This is a genomic window from Pseudomonas sp. BYT-1, assembly GCF_023611805.1.
GTDB classification, from domain to species: Bacteria; Pseudomonadota; Gammaproteobacteria; order Pseudomonadales; family Pseudomonadaceae; genus Aquipseudomonas; species Aquipseudomonas guariconensis.
The window spans coordinates 14,226-30,334 of the sequence record NZ_CP072562.1 but is presented as its reverse complement, the minus strand read 5'-3'; the positions used below and the strand labels follow the sequence as shown (position 1 = coordinate 30,334).

The 16,109-nt window shown below is 56.9% G+C and carries 22 protein-coding genes; 17 read left to right on the top strand and 5 right to left on the bottom strand.

Annotated features, from left to right (window positions below):
- Window positions 1–82: 82 nt before the first annotated feature.
- A complete protein-coding gene (locus J5X93_RS28210; protein WP_169886659.1) occupies window positions 83–721 on the bottom strand; it encodes a TraX family protein in 639 nt (212 codons plus the stop codon).
- A 617-nt stretch (window positions 722–1,338) separates the two neighbouring features.
- Between J5X93_RS28210 and J5X93_RS28205 the strand changes: the two genes are divergently transcribed.
- The 7 genes from J5X93_RS28205 (at window position 1,339) to J5X93_RS28175 (ending at window position 6,123) form a co-directional block, all read left to right on the top strand.
- Window positions 1,339–1,533, top strand: coding sequence for a ribbon-helix-helix domain-containing protein (locus J5X93_RS28205; protein WP_250342654.1), 195 nt, complete (start codon window positions 1,339–1,341; stop codon window positions 1,531–1,533).
- A gap of 168 nt (window positions 1,534–1,701) precedes the next feature.
- Window positions 1,702–2,949, top strand: a complete 1,248-nt coding sequence (locus tag J5X93_RS28200; RefSeq protein WP_212628895.1) for a replication initiation protein — start codon at window positions 1,702–1,704, stop codon at window positions 2,947–2,949.
- 278 nt (window positions 2,950–3,227) lie between these two features.
- Window positions 3,228–3,551 (top strand): TrfB-related DNA-binding protein, encoded by a 324-nt coding sequence (locus tag J5X93_RS28195; RefSeq protein WP_182275391.1) that lies wholly within the window; start codon window positions 3,228–3,230, stop codon window positions 3,549–3,551.
- Entirely contained in the window at window positions 3,548–4,354 is an 807-nt protein-coding gene (locus J5X93_RS28190; protein ID WP_212628896.1) for a ParA family protein, read from the top strand. The genes J5X93_RS28195 and J5X93_RS28190 overlap by 4 nt, the downstream gene beginning before the upstream one ends.
- Entirely contained in the window at window positions 4,347–5,411 is a 1,065-nt protein-coding gene (locus tag J5X93_RS28185; protein WP_212628897.1) for a ParB/RepB/Spo0J family partition protein, read from the top strand. The genes J5X93_RS28190 and J5X93_RS28185 overlap by 8 nt, the downstream gene beginning before the upstream one ends.
- Window positions 5,398–5,661 (top strand): hypothetical protein, encoded by a 264-nt coding sequence (locus J5X93_RS28180; protein WP_182275388.1) that lies wholly within the window; start codon window positions 5,398–5,400, stop codon window positions 5,659–5,661. Before J5X93_RS28185 ends, J5X93_RS28180 begins: the two co-directional genes overlap by 14 nt.
- A 183-nt stretch (window positions 5,662–5,844) precedes the next feature.
- Entirely contained in the window at window positions 5,845–6,123 is a 279-nt protein-coding gene (locus J5X93_RS28175; RefSeq protein WP_212628898.1) for a hypothetical protein, read from the top strand.
- Between the two features lie 14 nt (window positions 6,124–6,137).
- On the opposite strand, the gene J5X93_RS28170 is transcribed toward J5X93_RS28175, so the two are convergent.
- Entirely contained in the window at window positions 6,138–6,623 is a 486-nt protein-coding gene (locus J5X93_RS28170; RefSeq protein ID WP_212628899.1) for a hypothetical protein, read from the bottom strand.
- A gap of 87 nt (window positions 6,624–6,710) precedes the next feature.
- Window positions 6,711–7,424 (bottom strand): SprT-like domain-containing protein, encoded by a 714-nt coding sequence (locus tag J5X93_RS28165; RefSeq protein WP_212628900.1) that lies wholly within the window; start codon window positions 7,422–7,424, stop codon window positions 6,711–6,713.
- Between the two features lie 593 nt (window positions 7,425–8,017).
- On the opposite strand from J5X93_RS28165, the gene J5X93_RS28160 reads away from it, so the two are divergent.
- From J5X93_RS28160 to J5X93_RS28115, 10 genes are all read left to right on the top strand, one after another.
- Window positions 8,018–8,575 carry a plasmid mobilization relaxosome protein MobC gene (locus J5X93_RS28160; RefSeq protein WP_212628901.1) on the top strand — a complete coding sequence of 186 codons (558 nt, stop codon included), beginning with the start codon at window positions 8,018–8,020 and terminating at the stop codon, window positions 8,573–8,575.
- A complete protein-coding gene (locus J5X93_RS28155) occupies window positions 8,562–9,593 on the top strand; it encodes a relaxase/mobilization nuclease domain-containing protein (protein WP_212628902.1) in 1,032 nt (343 codons plus the stop codon). The genes J5X93_RS28160 and J5X93_RS28155 overlap by 14 nt, the downstream gene beginning before the upstream one ends.
- 78 nt (window positions 9,594–9,671) lie before the next feature.
- Window positions 9,672–9,923, top strand: coding sequence for a hypothetical protein (locus tag J5X93_RS28150; protein WP_212628903.1), 252 nt, complete (start codon window positions 9,672–9,674; stop codon window positions 9,921–9,923).
- The gene (locus J5X93_RS28145; RefSeq protein ID WP_212628904.1) at window positions 9,910–10,248 is read left to right on the top strand and encodes a hypothetical protein; all 339 of its coding nucleotides are present in this window, start codon (window positions 9,910–9,912) and stop codon (window positions 10,246–10,248) included. The genes J5X93_RS28150 and J5X93_RS28145 overlap by 14 nt, the downstream gene beginning before the upstream one ends.
- Before the next feature lie 90 nt (window positions 10,249–10,338).
- On the top strand, window positions 10,339–10,869 hold the full coding sequence (locus J5X93_RS28140) for a PBECR2 nuclease fold domain-containing protein (RefSeq protein WP_212628905.1): 531 nt from the start codon (window positions 10,339–10,341) through the stop codon (window positions 10,867–10,869).
- Between the two features lie 404 nt (window positions 10,870–11,273).
- Window positions 11,274–11,909: a recombinase family protein gene (locus tag J5X93_RS28135; RefSeq protein WP_212628906.1), complete on the top strand. Its 636-nt coding sequence runs from the start codon at window positions 11,274–11,276 to the stop codon at window positions 11,907–11,909.
- A gap of 80 nt (window positions 11,910–11,989) precedes the next feature.
- The gene (locus tag J5X93_RS28130) at window positions 11,990–12,172 is read left to right on the top strand and encodes a hypothetical protein (protein ID WP_212628907.1); all 183 of its coding nucleotides are present in this window, start codon (window positions 11,990–11,992) and stop codon (window positions 12,170–12,172) included.
- A complete protein-coding gene (locus J5X93_RS28125) occupies window positions 12,162–12,341 on the top strand; it encodes a hypothetical protein (RefSeq protein ID WP_212628908.1) in 180 nt (59 codons plus the stop codon). Before J5X93_RS28130 ends, J5X93_RS28125 begins: the two co-directional genes overlap by 11 nt.
- A gap of 29 nt (window positions 12,342–12,370) precedes the next feature.
- Window positions 12,371–12,592: a DUF3717 domain-containing protein gene (locus J5X93_RS28120; protein ID WP_212628909.1), complete on the top strand. Its 222-nt coding sequence runs from the start codon at window positions 12,371–12,373 to the stop codon at window positions 12,590–12,592.
- A 125-nt stretch (window positions 12,593–12,717) separates the two neighbouring features.
- A complete protein-coding gene (locus J5X93_RS28115; RefSeq protein WP_212628910.1) occupies window positions 12,718–13,266 on the top strand; it encodes a hypothetical protein in 549 nt (182 codons plus the stop codon).
- Window positions 13,267–13,311: 45 nt separating this feature from the next.
- On the opposite strand, the gene J5X93_RS28110 is transcribed toward J5X93_RS28115, so the two are convergent.
- Window positions 13,312–13,944, bottom strand: a complete 633-nt coding sequence (locus J5X93_RS28110) for a transglycosylase SLT domain-containing protein (RefSeq protein WP_212628911.1) — start codon at window positions 13,942–13,944, stop codon at window positions 13,312–13,314.
- Entirely contained in the window at window positions 13,941–16,106 is a 2,166-nt protein-coding gene (locus J5X93_RS28105; protein ID WP_212628912.1) for an LPD7 domain-containing protein, read from the bottom strand. Before J5X93_RS28105 ends, J5X93_RS28110 begins: the two co-directional genes overlap by 4 nt.
- Between the last annotated feature and the right edge of the window lie 3 nt (window positions 16,107–16,109).

The window sequence follows — 16,109 nt, the reverse complement described above, 5'->3', positions numbered from 1 at the left end:
CATCCGGCCGGGCAGTCGGAGCGCAGCGACGCAGGTTTGCATTGTTAGTGCCATTTCTATAACTCCATTTAGCGGCTAAAAATTATGTAAAGAACAAATACCCAGCCTGGCGCATTGGGATTCGCGCGAGCCAGATCAGGGTCAAGTGAGCGGGATAAAAAGCGTAGAAAAACCAACGTAGCCGAGGGCACGGCAGGGCCACGAATGGCGCAACCAAAAGGATCAAGATCGAGGCCAGCGCCCATGGGTTGCCGTTGATGTACCCAAGTGCAGCGCAAGACACAAATGCCAGGATCAGTGCCGGCACTGATGGCTGTTTTGTGTAGATCCAGATCGCTACGCCAAAGGCCAGAGCTGGCCACCAGAATTCAACCAGGCTACCGCCCAGGGCAAAGGCCAACCCAGCAGCCATGTAGCCTTGAGACCGACCCATTTCGAGCAGGCGAAGCGTGGCGGTCAGGACGAACAGGGTAAAGAGGATATTCAGCGGCCACCAACCGTTGACCAGGCCCCCGAGTGCCAGGAATGCCGGTGAAGCCAAGGCGCCGAAAACAGCCAGGCGAATCATGGTGCGACGATAGGCGCCGCTCTCAAGCGCTCCAGGACGAGCCAGGTTGTACGCCAGAACAAACACGAACAACGGCATTGTCAGGCGGCCAGCGTCGTACAGCCAGGCTACGGTGTCGTTCAAGAGGTATTTGTTGATGTGATCGCCAATCATGGGGTTTGGGGAGCAATGGAACCGAAAACCAACATAAGCACGAATTAAAGTTCGCTTTACTCGTCATCTGTTGTGGATTAGCGAACTTTGATTGGCGAAACGAGTTTATCGCACCACTTTTCGGGTGGTCACGGCCTTTCCTAGTGCTCGCTGAAACGGTTTCATAAAACGGTCGTTTTTCGAAACTGTCCAGACGTTACAAGGGTTTGCGGGGCAGCGACTGAGCTTAAGTGCACTTTCTGTTCCGTTGCTCCCCCAACCCCGTTTTCGTCACGCACGACGATGGCTATAGCCGACAGTGCGGCAGCGGATACAGCGCTGTAAGCGTCCACTAACAAGACTGGCCCTTCGGGGCCAGTTTTCATTTCCCGGGCCAGGTGCCGCACCTGGTATTCACCCCCCCCCCGCTCTGCTGGTTTGTACAATGCAATTTTGTGGATTGTACAAACCAAGAATCCGCACGCGCACCATCTGGCCCGGGAAATGAAAACAGGCTCCAGCTGTGAAGGTGGCGGGCGTCTTGACGTTAAACGGTTTAACCACTAGATTTAGCCGTTGAGTTAAACGGTATAACCCCGGAAACGAAAACGACTATGACCGCTCACGCGCAAACCATCATGGCTACCAAGGTTGACGACCGCATAAAGCGCCGTTTCGACGCGGCCATGCGCGCACGCGGCACTAACACCTCAGCGGTGTTACGCAAGGCGGTTATGCAGTATCTGAGCGAGTTGGACGCCGGTATAGAGCATCCACAGTTCAAGCTGGAGTTGGACGGCCCCGAGGCCGAAGAGAAGACCCCTAGCCACTGACGGCGGGGCAAAAAAAAAGAGCACCAACGACTAGATATCTTGGCGGATTCGTCGTGGTGCTCACCGTATAGGTGAAGAGAGTATGGATTCCTGCGCAGCTATGTGCAAGATGGGCCGTGATTTATTTCACGTCCGTCTATCTCCTCACCGCCGTTCTGGCGGTGGGTTATGGCCCTAAGAGTCAAAGACACAGCCGTCTCTGCTCGGCCCAATCAGCGCTTTTTCCAGGAAGGCACCGCCCTTAATCGCGTCCTCCAGGAATGCCCCTATCTGCCCCGTTGCAGCGATGACAAAACCGCTGCGCGCATCCTGCCGCGTGAATACGCCGTCTGCTATCCGTATATGCAGATCAACCGGGAAGGCATGGTGTCGTGGCTAATCTTCGACCTGGACCACTACAACGCGCTGATTTGGGATGACGCCGGGCTACCGCCACCGAATCTGATAGTGCGCAATAGGCGTACAGGCGGAACACACCTCTATTACGCCATTATCCCGGTATGCACTACCGACAACGCCCGCAGTCGGCCCATTAACTACCTGAAAGCCATCTACAAGGCTTTCGTGGCAGCGCTCGATGCCGATCCCAATTACCATGGCGGCCCAGTCGCTAAGACGCCTGGCCATCCATGGTGGCAGACCCAGGAACTGCATAACCACGTCTACGAGCTGGCCGACCTGGCCGAGTGCGTAGACCTGGAGCCGATCACCCCATGGGGCAAAGGACCAGACTACGAAGCGGCTTCCCACTCGCGGCATTGTATGTTGTTCGAGAACCTGCGGTTCTACGCCTACAGCATCGTCAACTTGGAGCGCGATAAAGGCTCCTATGACCACTTTGTCCGGCGCTTAACCGCCCATGCACACAACGCTAACCGCTTTGGCGGGCGCGGCTCGTTTGTCACTGACCTACCGCTGTCCTCGATCCGGTCAACGGTCAAATCCGTCGCCCGGTGGACCTGGAGCAAGTACACGGGCAACAGCCGGTGCCACCGTGGCGTGATGGAGCTAGACAAAAGCCTTCCCCTGGTCGAGCGGCAACGCCTAGCGGCCAAACGCACGCACCAGGAGCGACACAAGGCCACAGAATCCAAGATCCGTGCCGCGTGTCGCATCCTATTGCAACAGGGCAAGCCGCTTGCTCAAGCGGCCATTGCGAGCCTTGCAGGCGTCACCAGGCAGACGGTGGCCACCTATCGACACATCCTCACCGAAGCCCGCGTTAACAACGTGGTGCCTTTCAACGCCGGCGTTTTAAGCCAGGCGGCCAGATCCGCCCCGACTGACCAGCCAGAGACAGGCCAGGCCGGGAAAATTAGCGATGTTAAGTATGGTGCCAATCAGATACCTGCCCCTAGGCGGCGCGGTAAGCGACGCCCAAGGCAGCTGCTTTTAGCCTTTGATGATCCCCCATAAAGCATAGTGCGGTGGCTGATGGGGAGTGATTCGACACACCGTAGACACGTTTCCCCACACCTAAACCTGCAAGGTGCGTGCGCTGGCCAGGTGATCCAGAACAACGCGACTACGGAAAGAAAATCCCGTCCCCGCAGCTTGATAACCGGTTATCTGGCGTAAGGGTTTATCTGTTTACTCAAGGCAAAACTTAACCTATTCTGTCAGTATTCCAGGCGGCAACCTGGACGGCTAACAAGATGGGAGTTAGTGACTTATGGCTAGATCGAGGCAAAGCCATGCGACGAAAAGAGCGACTGACACCGCAGGACTTCGACACGCTCAAGGCCCATATGGGCTCGCGGTGGAAGCCTGCGAACATCGAGGCGGTGCGCCAAGTCATGGTCGAGGGGCGTAAGCAGAAGGACATAGCCGCCGATCTTGGCGTTACGGAGAAAGCCGTCTCGCAGATGGTGAAGAAAGCATACGACTTGCACCAGGAACATGGCACAGCGCCGGAAGGCTGGGTAACAGTCTTTGCCACCCTACCCCCTGACCTGGCGGAACACGTCAGGCAGATGGAACAAACCGCACGGGCAAACTTGAGCAGAGGCAAACAATGAACGTACCGCGCAAATTCAAGCAGAAATCATGGGTTAACCAAAAGGGCGGCAGTGGTAAGTCGATCCTGTCCTATAACGATGCGTTTTACCTGGCTGAACTGGGCAAGCGCGTGCTGTACCTGGACGGCGACGAACAAGGCAACGGCAGCAAGCGTCTGGCGCAATACGCTGTGCCTGGCATGGTGGCGTCTGATCTTTTCAAAGACACCCCTCTCGAAGCCATCCAGCCAGTTGAGGGGCAAACCCTTAGCGTCCTGATGGGTGACAAAGGTCTGATCAAGGCCGAGCGCACCACGATGGACGATGAAGAAATGGTAGCCCTGGTGCGTGCTCAAATCGGTCGTATCGCGGAGCATTTCGATTATGTGATTGTCGATACCGCTGGTTCTAACAGCCGTGTGGCTAACGCGTTCCTGGTCAGCTCTGATTACGTAGCCATCCCGTGTCGGATCGACGATTACAGCATTGATGTGGCTAAAGAGGTCTTGAAGCGGATTGCGTTCATTCAGCAGCAGTGGAACCCGCACCTGGTAAGCCTGGGCATTTTGCCCAATGAGTTTGACGCGACCCAGCCAGCACAAACCGAATGGCTCAAGCAGTTGATGACCCATTTCCGCAAGTACCTGTTCGGCGGTTTGGTCAAGAAAAGCGCGGCATTGAAGGAAGCCGCGGCTGAAGGCGTGCCGGTGTGGCGCTTGCGCGATGAGAAAGGCCAGATCAAAACCGCTGCGCGTACGTCCGGTAAAGAGGTGCGCGCCGTATTTGAAATGATGATGAAAACGATGGAGCAGGCCAATGGCTAAGAAACTGGACCTCACCGACCTGGCGAATTTTGACCCGACGCCGGTAGCAGCACCGGCCACCTCGGGCGCGAGCGCTGGCCCTGTCCAGGTGCCAACGGGCGACGTTATCCCGGACCCGAAACAGCCGCGTAAGAAGTTCGACCAAGCCAAGCTTGAAAAACTGGCCAAGACCATTAAAGCCAGTCGCCTTAACCAGCCGGTCACGGTTCGGCCAAAAAACGCCGATGGCAAATACGTGATTGTCATGGGTGAACGCCGGTGGCGTGCTTGTACCCTTGCCGGATTGGAAACCATGCCGGTTATCTTCGGGGACAAGGCCGATGGTTATGACCAGGTGACAGAGAACACCGAGCAGGAGCCTCTAACCACGATGGAGCTTGCGCGCTTTATTGCGGAGAAGGTCGAGGAAGGCGACAAACGATCCTATATCGCCGAACGTCTCGGGATGCGCGCCGATGCGGTATCGCAACACCTGGCACTGGCGACGGCACCGGATTTCATTCAGCAGCTGGGCGACGATACGCAGATCGGTGGCCGAACCCTGTACGAATTGATCCAGGCACACAAAGAGTATCCCGCCGAGGTCGAGCGGTTCGCTCAGCAGCCAGCCGAGGAAATCACACGGGCATCGCTGGGGCGCCTGGTGGAGCAGTTGCGCACACGCGAAGCGCTGCAAGCCGACGCGGATGCACAAGCCAAGGCGCAAGCCGAGGCGAAGGCCCAGCAGAGCGACAATGCGCCAAGCGGGGGCCAGAACAACGGTCCTGCTAATAAGGAGGAAACCACAGGGCCGAAACCTGATGGTGACGGACATTTAGAACGTCCGTTGGACCTGCCGCCAGCGGTGCAGCCAACACCAGCAACCCCGGAACCCAAAGCCCAGGACGGTGGCCAAGCTTGGCCAGTGGTTAAAATCCTGGTCGAGGGCCGGGCCGCCAGCCTCACCCCTACCGGCATTGTCCAGGTGGTTTATGCTGACACGGGCGAGATTGGCGAGGTCGATTTGTCGACCGTCCAAATCTTGAGCGTGGAGGATCGCAGGAATGAAAGCTCATAAGGTAGCTACTGGATCACTGCGACTGGCAGCGTTCTCGCTGCTGTCGCTTATTCGTCCGGCAGTGGTGCTAGCCCTGGAGGTCGTTGCAGCGCTTTCGCTGCTGGGCTTCCTGGCCTGTGCCTTGTTCGGGGAATGGTTCATATTCACCGTATTCCTGGTGGCGGGCGTGGTATCTACGGCTTTGGCCTGGAGCTATGACGCCCTGCTAAGCCGCCTGGTCCCCTTCGGCTACGGCTTCCTATCAGAGTGACTGAATGCCATGTATTCCAGGATCAACCAGGCCAGGCCATTGCCTGGCCGTTTTATTTGAATACCCTAACGCATATATGCTCTAGGTTAGCTCATGCCTGCCACGCTAATCCGGTTGGCCAGGGTATTGGCGGCGGAAACGACCTGCCGCATACTGGTTGCATATACAGTACAAGGAGCCAATATGTTTTGGGATTACGAGCAGTTGCCGGAGGTGCCCGCCGACATTCTCGACCAGTTGGAAGGTCGAGGCGTTGACGCGGGAGACATAAGCGACCGCGAGCGTTCAGCGCTACAACGAGTGATCGCTATTAACCAGCGCCTCTATCGCCGGGCATGGGAGCTTGAACACCAGGTAGAGGAACTGGAGACCCACGGGCAGTACATGCGACAGCAGATTGTCGGTCTGGTCCAGCTAACGCGGCGACTAGGCTACGAGCCATCTACCAAACCGCCACGGTAAGTGGCGCAGACTCCCTATACAGATCCTTTCACTGCCTCTCTTGCGCGGTCGTCGTACTCTTCCTTGTACCGCTCTCGGATCACCGTCATTTCATCTATGAGCGACTGCACCTGCGGGGCTAGCGCGGCTTCGAAGTCGGCCAAGTCTGCTTGGCCTACGGTGGATTTCGTCGCCGCTGTCCGGCCAGGTGTGCCGAAAGTCACTAGAGCGGCACGCAGCGCAACCCCTCGGCCTATCAGCCGGGTGCATAGGTGCTCCGCGACCGTTGGGGTTATGTCTAACCCATCGTCGCGGGCGGCTCTAAGTGCCGCAAACATCAGCTCTCGTTTGCACCGCTTGTGCGCGGCTGCTACCTGCGCCCCACACCGCCCCGCTATATGGCGCAACGTCTCAACGCCACCGGTACGGTTGAACAGGAACCGTTCCAGCAGTTCGCCATAAGCGGCTTTGACTTCCGTTTCATAGACGTGCAACAGGGTTTCACGCTCTGGTATCTGCATGGCGGCTTCTCCGGTGGCATATAGCTATACCCTAACACATATATGCGTTAGGGTATAGCTAAAGCGCCATCCGGCGATAGCGCCGGGCTATTCAACCTCTTGGAATCGCTGAGAGCATTCCCCGCAGATCAGGTGCAAGCCAGGCTTGGCCCACACGTTGATTTTGTTTTCACAGGCGCAACTATATTTGGCGCGGGTCTGCTTTGATGGTGACGGTTCCGTCAGTTCGGGGGCCTGGATGTTCTCAGGGTCTACCCCGTCCACCGCCCCTTCCAATGCAGCTTGCAGGAGTTCGGCGGGCACATGGCGCCCAGGGCGTTGGTCAGCCCATGTGATTTTGAATGAGGTGGCCAGCAACTTTTCTAAAGCCTGTTCGAATGCACCGCCTTCTATGGGGTAATCGGCCATGCGCTCGCCGGTTTGCTTCCCGCCTGGCTTGCCGGTATCGCTGGGCATCAAGCCCACGGCTTTCATTTTGTCGCCCCACTCCCGATTGTGATAGCGGCGGCGGCCTGGCTTACCGAAGTGGTGCTGCCACAGATGCACCATTTCATGCACCATCGTTTGCATGACCTCTTTCAGAGGGATGATGCCGAAGTAGGCCGGGTTCAACGCGATTTCATCGGTTTTCGATTTGTCGCCCTGGTTAAAAAAACGCTCAGCCGAAAAATAGCCGTAGGTTTTTTTCTCGCGCTGGAGCGTGATTAGGCAGGGGGGCAATTGGCCGCTGAAAAGCTCCGCGTTGAAATGCGCGTAGGCTCGGTCTAGCTCGTCATAGGCGTCTTTCGTGGGGATCATCATCGGCCAATCTCCTTTGGATTGTACAAACCAATTATAGCATAACTTTGGTTTGTACAATCCATTTTATTGGTTTGTACAAACCAAATTTTGTCATGACAAATTTTTCGGCCCGATACAACGCCACCTCAAAAGCCCCCCCACCGGCCCCGCTGCCCTCGATTCGGGGCGGTAAAGCCGCGCCCCTCACCCTGCGCACATTCGTGCTTCGGGCTGCGCTTCGCTTGTCATCGGCCGGGCCGGTGGGGGAGAGCAAAAGCCAGATCCGCGCCCGCCGTCGAAATTTGTTTTCCGTAGTAGCAATGGGGCGACCAGGCGGCGCTGCCGGTTCTGGTTTGTACAATCCAAAAATCGAACAGGCGACCAGGCGGGGGCGGGCCGCGCTCTGCGCGGCCAAGAGCCTGGCCCGCGATTGCCACCTCTACGTTTCCGTAGAGGTGGATGCCCTTTTTTGCCATGGCAAAAAAGTGGCTTGGTGTAGGAGCTAATGCAGGATAGACTAATCGTCGAAAGGTGCAGCACCTTCGGTGCGCACGTCCTCGGGCGCTGTGCGCCCTGCGGTCCTCGTTCTTCGAACTGCGGGAGGGGCAGAAGCCATGCCATCAAAGAAACCGCTCCTATCGGCGCGGGTAGATCCAGACACGAAAAGCCTCTTTGACAAGCGGGCGGCGTCATTGAACATGACGACAGCCGCGCTACTGGAAAAGCTGGTGGAGGCATTTCTACAGAAGCCATCGCCCGAGCCTTCGGCGATGGCCAAGGCCGAACCCGCCGAAGCAGGGAAGGCTAAAGCGCGGGTGGATGTTCCACTGGCACCATCAGAAGGTAAGGCGCTGGAACAGTTGGCGGGGGAAATGGGATGGTCAAGGTCCAAATATCTGGCCCAGCTTTTCCGCGTACATCTCTCTAGTGAACCGAGATTCAGCGAGAAAGAATTGCTGGAGCTAAGACAAGTGACCATGCAGCTTTCGGCGCTTGGTCGTAACGTCAACCAGATTGCCCGTGCTCTCAATGTGAGCCTGGATCATGCAAACCAGGCTCATGCTGTGCAGTGGGAAACCATGCACAAGGTCATCGACTTGCACCGGCAGTTCGTCAAACGTCTGGTGAAAAGCAACCTGGACTATTGGGGGATGAACGATGGCGAGCAATGACGCGGGCGGGTTCTCCCGCGACCAAGAACACAACATTGAATTCGCCTTTGGGCATCGCAAGCCAAAAGGGCAGAGACTGACGCTAGGGAAGGGCGCGGCAAAAGCTCAGGCCTGGCGCACGGTACGCAAGGTGCCCGAGGTCATGGTGCGGGTATCGGGCGGCGGGAAGACGAGCCAGCACGTAAAAGCTCACTTCGATTACATATCCCGAAATGGAAAGCTCGACATGGTTAATGACCAGGGCGAACTTATCCGGGGCAAGGATCAAGTGGGCGACCTATTCGACTCTTGGGATATGGACTTATCGAAGGGGCAGGGCAAGCTCAAACAGGCGTTCAATGTCGTGCTGTCCATGCCTGCCGGAACAGATCCGCAGAAGGTACTGGCAGCGGCTCAGGGCTTTGCGCGGGAAACGCTGTATGGAAAACACCAATATGCAATGGTTCTGCATACCCCTGAAACGGACCCGCACAAGGATGCTCCACCACACCCCCATGTTCACCTAATCATCAAGGCCGAGGGGTATGACGGGAGACGCCTACACATCCGCAAAGCGACCTTGCAGGCCTGGCGGGAAACCTTCGCGGAGCAGCTTAGAGATAGGGGCATTGAAGCTAACGCTACGCCAAGGTCGATCCGAGGTGTTACCAGGAAGGGCAAGACCGCAGCTATATATCACCTGGAGCAGCGCGGGGCTTCACTTGTCCAAGCCGAGAAGGTGAAGCAAGCCGCGAAGGAATTGAATGATGGTGACACGGAGTTGAAGCCGTGGGAGAAGGCCATTATCAACCGGCGGCAAAAGACGCTGCGTGAAATGCTCCAGGCCGCGAATACGTATGAAGCGGAAGGGGACGCGGACCTGGCCAAAGCTATTCGCGAACATGCGGCTTCAATGCCTCGACCGGAAACCGAGCGGCACGCAATCAAGAAGGCCATTGTTCAGAAGATCAAGGAAGGTCGTGGGAAGGATCGCGGCCAGGAGCAAACCGCACCAGATCGAGACGGGAAAGAGCGTTAACAGAAATGGCTTTTCTGTATGCGCACTTTTGTGTTATTTGTTGTGCGTGGATTGGTACCACCTACCCCCGGAGGGAGCATGAAACAGAAGCTCAGCATGGGCCAAGTGGTTTTGGCCTGGATCAACATCATCGTAGGAACCGGCACAGCAATACTCGGCTTGTGGGCCTTCCTGGCTACCTTGACCGATTGGGACTTGAAAATGTCCTGCTACTACCTGTTCGCAATCGCATTCGGTTCCTTCTTTGTATGGAGCGGCGCACGTAAAATTCGCGGACAGCACCTCAAGCCAGCGCAAACCGCCTCGGAGGTCGATCATGAGACGCCGTGAATTCCTTGCTTTGAATTACACCACCGACGTTAAAACGCTGATGACCGTAGAGTGCGATTCGGGTTTTAGCGTTGAAGTGTTTGGCGATGGGGCCAACGGCAGCTATGAATGGCGCCTGGTGGATGAAGCAGGCTTAGTGGAGCAGCATTCCGATTGTGGCTATGGCATCCCTGCCATTGCCTTGCGGGATGGCCTTATCGCTTACTACGGGATGCCACGGGATGATTCAGAGCTGGAGCATGTAGATTTCCGTCCTGCCAAGGGCAAGTTACTGCGTCAAGCCGACGCCCCAAAATCGCTACCACGGAAAGAAAATGGCGAGTGATAAAACAGGCTCGAACCCTACTAGTCGCAACGTGATTTGTAAGTCATGGCACAATGATGACTCCACGACGCCAAGATTGAGCACTGACGATTGAGCACGGATATTTTCCTACCCAAGATTTCCGAAGTGAAAGGCCAAGTTACGTGGCTTGATAGCGGTCTGCCTGACCTGCGAACTCTGCCACGTGAGCTTCGTACGCAGGCCCTCGACGAAGTGACCGCAGCGACCACCCATGAAGACGCTATCGAGGTAACTGCTCAGCATTTGGGGTTCATTGATCCTGCGATTCTGTCCGTAACCGTCGAGACCCCTATGGGGGATGTGACGATACAACGTAACAGCATCTATCACATTGTCGAAAAGCGGTTAGATGCTCGCGAACGATATGTGAGAATGGCTTTAGATACGCTCACAGGGCCGCTGGAGGTTTGGAAGGTGGCCTTTACGGATGGTACTAACCGCCTGGCTTTCATCGGTGCATATGAGTCAAAGCGTCAAATGCTGGTAAGCGTCGTTTTCTTCGAGGGGCTGATGCTCTGGAATTTTATGCACACGGACGCTAAATCGCTCAACAAACATCGTCATGGCGAGTTGTTGTTCAAACGCTACACACTTTTTTGAAGGCAAGAAAAAGGGCTACTAGCGACAGTAGCCCTTGAATAGATGCTTGATATTCATATTCACACCCTCAAGCAGGGGTGTGGAGGTCTCACCCTACGCCGATGTTCAGCCATCGCCGGGGTTCCTACGCCAGTCATTGCCGCTGAAGGCCACTGGTTTCGCGCTCACTTGCAATCATATACAAGGTGACACTTGTGTCAATCAAATTTGATGAATTGCCGTGATTTCCCGGGACCTTTGGTGATCCAGGATGATGCCGGCAGATGGCTCCTACGCTGCCGATGCAGTTATCAGATAGGTCTACCCAAACGAGAGTGCCCACAGTGTACGGGTTGATTTATCATTTGCCGGAAAATCATTAGTCAAACGATAGGTTATCGTTCAGCTTTGTTTATTGGGGTCAAATGATAAATAGCCAATGCCGCCTTTATTTGCGGGCCAGTACCAAAGACCAGGACGAGCAGCGAGCCAGGTTCGCCCTGGAGCAATTCGCGGCTGAACGTCAGTTGTCCATCGTCGGGGTTTACGCAGACTCCATATCCGGTACCAAGATAGATCGGCCTGCGCTGGCCAAGCTGCTGGATGAAGCGGAGCCGGGCGACGTGTTGCTATGCGAGAGCGTTGACCGGCTTTCCCGGCTATCCCGAGCCGACTGGCGCCGGTTGCGCCAGATGATCGAAGACAAAGGCATGCGCTTGGTTGTCGCGGACTTGCCCACTACACATTTGCTTATCGGGGGCAATGACGTTACCGGCCAACTCCTTTCGGTTATCAATGATCTATTGCTTGACTTGATGGCCACCCAAGCCAGGATCGACCAGGAAAAGCGTGTGGAGCGAATACGCGAGGGGTTGGCCAACAAGAGAAGGAGAGGGGAGCCGGTAGGGGGCAGGGGCCGCAATCAGGCCAAGTGGGCCGCCGTTGAACGACGGCTGAAAGAGAACCTGGCTATGGCCGATATCGCCAAGCTATGCGACGTGGGCATAGCCACGGTCTATCGAATCCGCGCTGAGGTCAACAAAAAATCAATTTCTGACTAGCCATATTAGCAATATCTGCGCTAACACTTTTGGCAAAAGTGTCGTATCATAAATGCGTATTCTGTTAAGGAGACGCACCAATGAACCGCGCAGACTCTCACCGCAAACCGCAACTGTTTAACGTCCTGGACAGTACCGGCCAGGTCGTCTTTCAAGGCACCATAAATGGCTGTTCCCACTGGGTCGATTTGCACGCGCGCGGCAAGGTCTGCGTAGAGCGCGTGCGCCGCTCGATTCGCAAGGGGGTGCGGTATGTCCACTAAGAAAAGCCCCGAGCAACAGCGCGTCATCGAGCGTGTGAAGTGTACCCGAGTCATCGACCTGGCCACACTCAGCGGCGAGGAAGTGCGCGCATTCTGCGCGTTTCAGCCGTCCCGCTTTCTTGTTACGTTGCACCAGGTCTGGAGTGGCCAGGCGCAAACGCCACCATGACCACGGCGTCAGTACAGAGGAAATCAGCCATGAACGCCACCGATACCATTACCCGTCAAGCATTGTCCGAAGCCTTGCGCCGGTGCTGTGACCAGCACCCAGCAGCAGACAACCACCACCGCTTGCATCCCGATGCGTCGCTGATGGCCGACCTGTTCGGCCTCATGCTGCACTATGGGAACACATCGACCGCAGCTGCCGAGGTTGACCCCGCAATCATCGCCGCCTATGAACGCTGGAGCGGTGCGTGACCGGGAATTGTTCCCGATTTTAAGAGTCTTACCACCCCCAGGCTAAAGCCAGAAACCCAACATCTTGTGTCGATCGCAGCTGCCGGCGACACAAGATGTTGGGTTATCACCAAGGAGAGAGGCATATGACCGATACCCCCAATCTGCACCACCTGGCAACCCAGGTGATCGACGCGGCAAAGGAGGATGTGAAAGGAATTTACAAGGGTGAACTAGACCGCGACCAACTGTATTTTCACTTGCTCCAGATGGACCCGGACCTACTGGCGGAAGTGGTCCCAGCGCTTCGCGACCTGGAAGACCAGGACTATGCCGGGGTTATGGGAGTAGTCATTGAAAGGCTCCAGGTGGACAACATTGTTACCCATGGCCAGCCCGCTATGTGGATTCAGGTCACGCCAAGTCAGGAAGGTATGCACCCCAGTTCATCCGAGGGGGATCGCCGTTGGATTCGCCTGGCGACTATCGAAGAGGTCCACCCGCAACCGATCATCGCTATAGGCAACGACAGCCGCCATTGGCAGCGTGCCGTGCAGATCCTGGCTAATGAGAAGCGGTACCACGTCACGCCGACTTTGTTTAAAGGGCTTGCAGTCAAGCACGTAGTCGACAAGGTGTTGGCCCTGGTGAACCATGCTGTCAGCGAAGAAAACCGCCGCAGGATGCAGCTCTAACCCATCTCACGCGAGCAATGAAAAGCCCCGGTAACCGGGGCTTTTTCATTGTGCTGCTATCGCCATTTGCGTAGCGGGCGTGCCTGGCGGGGGAAGCTGGAACCGCTTCCATCCAGCCAACACCAGGTCGGGGTAATCACGCTTGCCCCGGCTGCCATTGTAGCGCCCTAAAGCGAGGAACAGGTCACCGCCTTCGGTATCCAGGTAGTGACGAAGGATTGCACAACCGTACCGCAGGTTTGTGCGCAGGTGGAACAGGTTGTCGGTAGGCCGATCAACCACTTTCAACCAGAACGGCATGACCTGCATGTAGCCCCTAGCACCGGCGCTGGACACCGCATACTTGCGGAACCGACTTTCCACGTACAGAAGGCCCAAAACCATTTCAGGGTCAAGGCCCGCCCTTGTCGCCTCATAGTGGACGGCCAGCAAGAGCTTTTCACGCTCACCAGGGTTAGGCACCCAATCAACCAGGCGGGGAAGCTGAGCAGTTAGCCAGGCTTCCTTCGCTGCTACGGAAAGAAAAGATCCGTCCGGGGTGGCCTGGTCACTGACGGCCAGACTTAACCCCGCACGAACCGATGCGGAAATCTGTTCCTCGGCCTGCGCCCCGGCGCTGGCCACCCCAGGGGCAGCCAGTACCGAGAGCAGGAGGAACGCCAGGGGAAGGCGCCTCAACGGGCGGCCTCCCTCTGCTTGGCATTACGTGGCTCCGCTTGTACCTGTTCCTTCCCCTGCTGCTTGACCAGCTGGGCTTCGCGGATCTTAGGCGCCGGTACTGGATCGCCGTGCGCGATGCGTTCAGCCATGGCCAGCTGCGCGACCGCTACGAACCGTTCTTGTTCTTCCTTGTTGTTCGGCCATTGCCGTTCGGCAAACTTGTGCGCCGCCGCTACAGTGCCGTAGGCCGGGGCCAATTCCGGGTGCTTGCCAACCACTTCGCTGCGGTCGCCATATACGAAGGCTTGCGCCTTATCGACCGAACCCACTTTCCAGGTATTGCGGATCGCATCGACTTCACGGGTACCAATCTGCTGGCCCTGGTCATCGAACACTTTTTCCTTGGCGGTAACGTCCTTGCTGGCCACCTTTTCCAACGCGATGGTTTCCCCAGGCTTGGCCTGGCTATCGCGCATGGCTCGTTCCAGGTCTTTACCCCACACCACCTGCTCGCCCGCCTCGGTCGAAACCTTGACGTAATAGCTCTGGTCTTTCTTGTCGTTGAACTGATAGGGGGCTTTGCCGTGCTCGAGGAGTTGCCCAGTAGTCACACCGGCACGAATGCTGAAATCCTTGAGCCGGGAAACATCCGGGCCACGCTCGCCCTTGCTCTGTTCGGTGCTGACGGCGGCGACAGGGGCGGCCTGGCCTGGCAACTGACGATCACCTGCAGGTGATTTAGGCGGACGCTGGCCAGCGTCCTTATCGCGCTCGGTACCAGCCTCTAGGCTGTTTTCTTTGGCAGTGTCCTTGACCAGCTTAGCCAGGTGCGCTTTCTCGATGGCAGTAGGACGGTAGCCGCTCACTTCCAGGCCGTTCATGGAGGCTTCCAGCCACGCAGCACGGCGGAATTCCTCGGTGCCTTTAACGGTGATTTTCTCCCAGCCACGCGCCTTGGCAATGTCCACCATGGAAGCTATCACTTCCTGGTTTTCACTCTTCGTGGCGAGTTTCTGGCCCTTGTCATCGAAGGCTGCTGTCTTATCGGGGAAATAGAACTTGTTGTCCACCTGGACAAACCGTTGTTTGACATGCTCGGGAATGGCCTTCTCACGCGCTGTAACGGCTTCTTTGTTGAAACGAAGGGGTTGGCCAGCGTCGGCTGAATCGCGACTGTCAGGGCCTACCAGGGGCATCGGCTCGCGGGTGCGCTCTGCCAGGCCCAGCGTTTCCCGTTCTAGGCGTACACGCTCACGTTGGCGGGCTGCAAACAAACGTGCCTCAGCATCTGCCGACTCCAGGGCGGGAGCGGCGCGCTGGGCTTCCAGATCCGCACGGCGTCGGCTTGCAAAGTCTTTGGCCTGGCTGTCCAGTTCAGGCGTAGTTGGAGGCTGTTGAACGACAGTAGTGTCCAGCCGCGGATTCTGCGCAGCCGTGCGCAAGTTGTCGCGCTGCTGGCCAACCAGCGCGGACAGTTCCGGGTCGATATCAGCGTCGCGGGAAACGCCGCTTTCTACGCTGTTTTCGCGTGCGGGAGCAGGAGCAGGAACCTTGGCCATCAGTGGAATACCGTTCTGCTTGAGCGCGTCGACCGCCGAAAGAGGATTATCCTTGTCGGCGGTCTTGGCATTGATATCGGCCCCGGCTTCGATCAAGCGGTTGGCCGTGCGGCCATCCTTGGCGGATGCTGCCGCGTGCAGGGGCGTAACGCGGTCCTGGTCGCGTGCATTGACGTTGGCCCCGGCCTCGATCAACGTCTTTGCCACCTCGGCATTACCGGCCTTCACAGCAGACAGGAGCGGGGTTTCGCCCTTGACCTGGCCAGCCTCCAAGTCCGATTTCGAAACCTTCGCCTCGATGTTGGCCCCGGCCTCGATCAGCACCTTAGCCGCCTGCGGGGTCAGGGCCGGATCGTGCATAACCGTCTTGCCGCTGGGCAAACGCATGTTCACGTCTGCCCCACGCAATACCAGACCTTCCAGGAGCATTTGACCATTGATTTTCTCACCGGTCGAAAGCTGGCCACGAACGGCGGAAAGAAGAAGAGGCACGCCATTATCCAGCGGCTCTTTCATGTTCGCGCTCAGAGATTTATTCGAGTCGATGATTGCCAGTGCGGTATCGACGTTGTTTTCACGCAGCGCCGTTACAAGACCTTCTTTATCAGCTTTAGTAGCCATAAG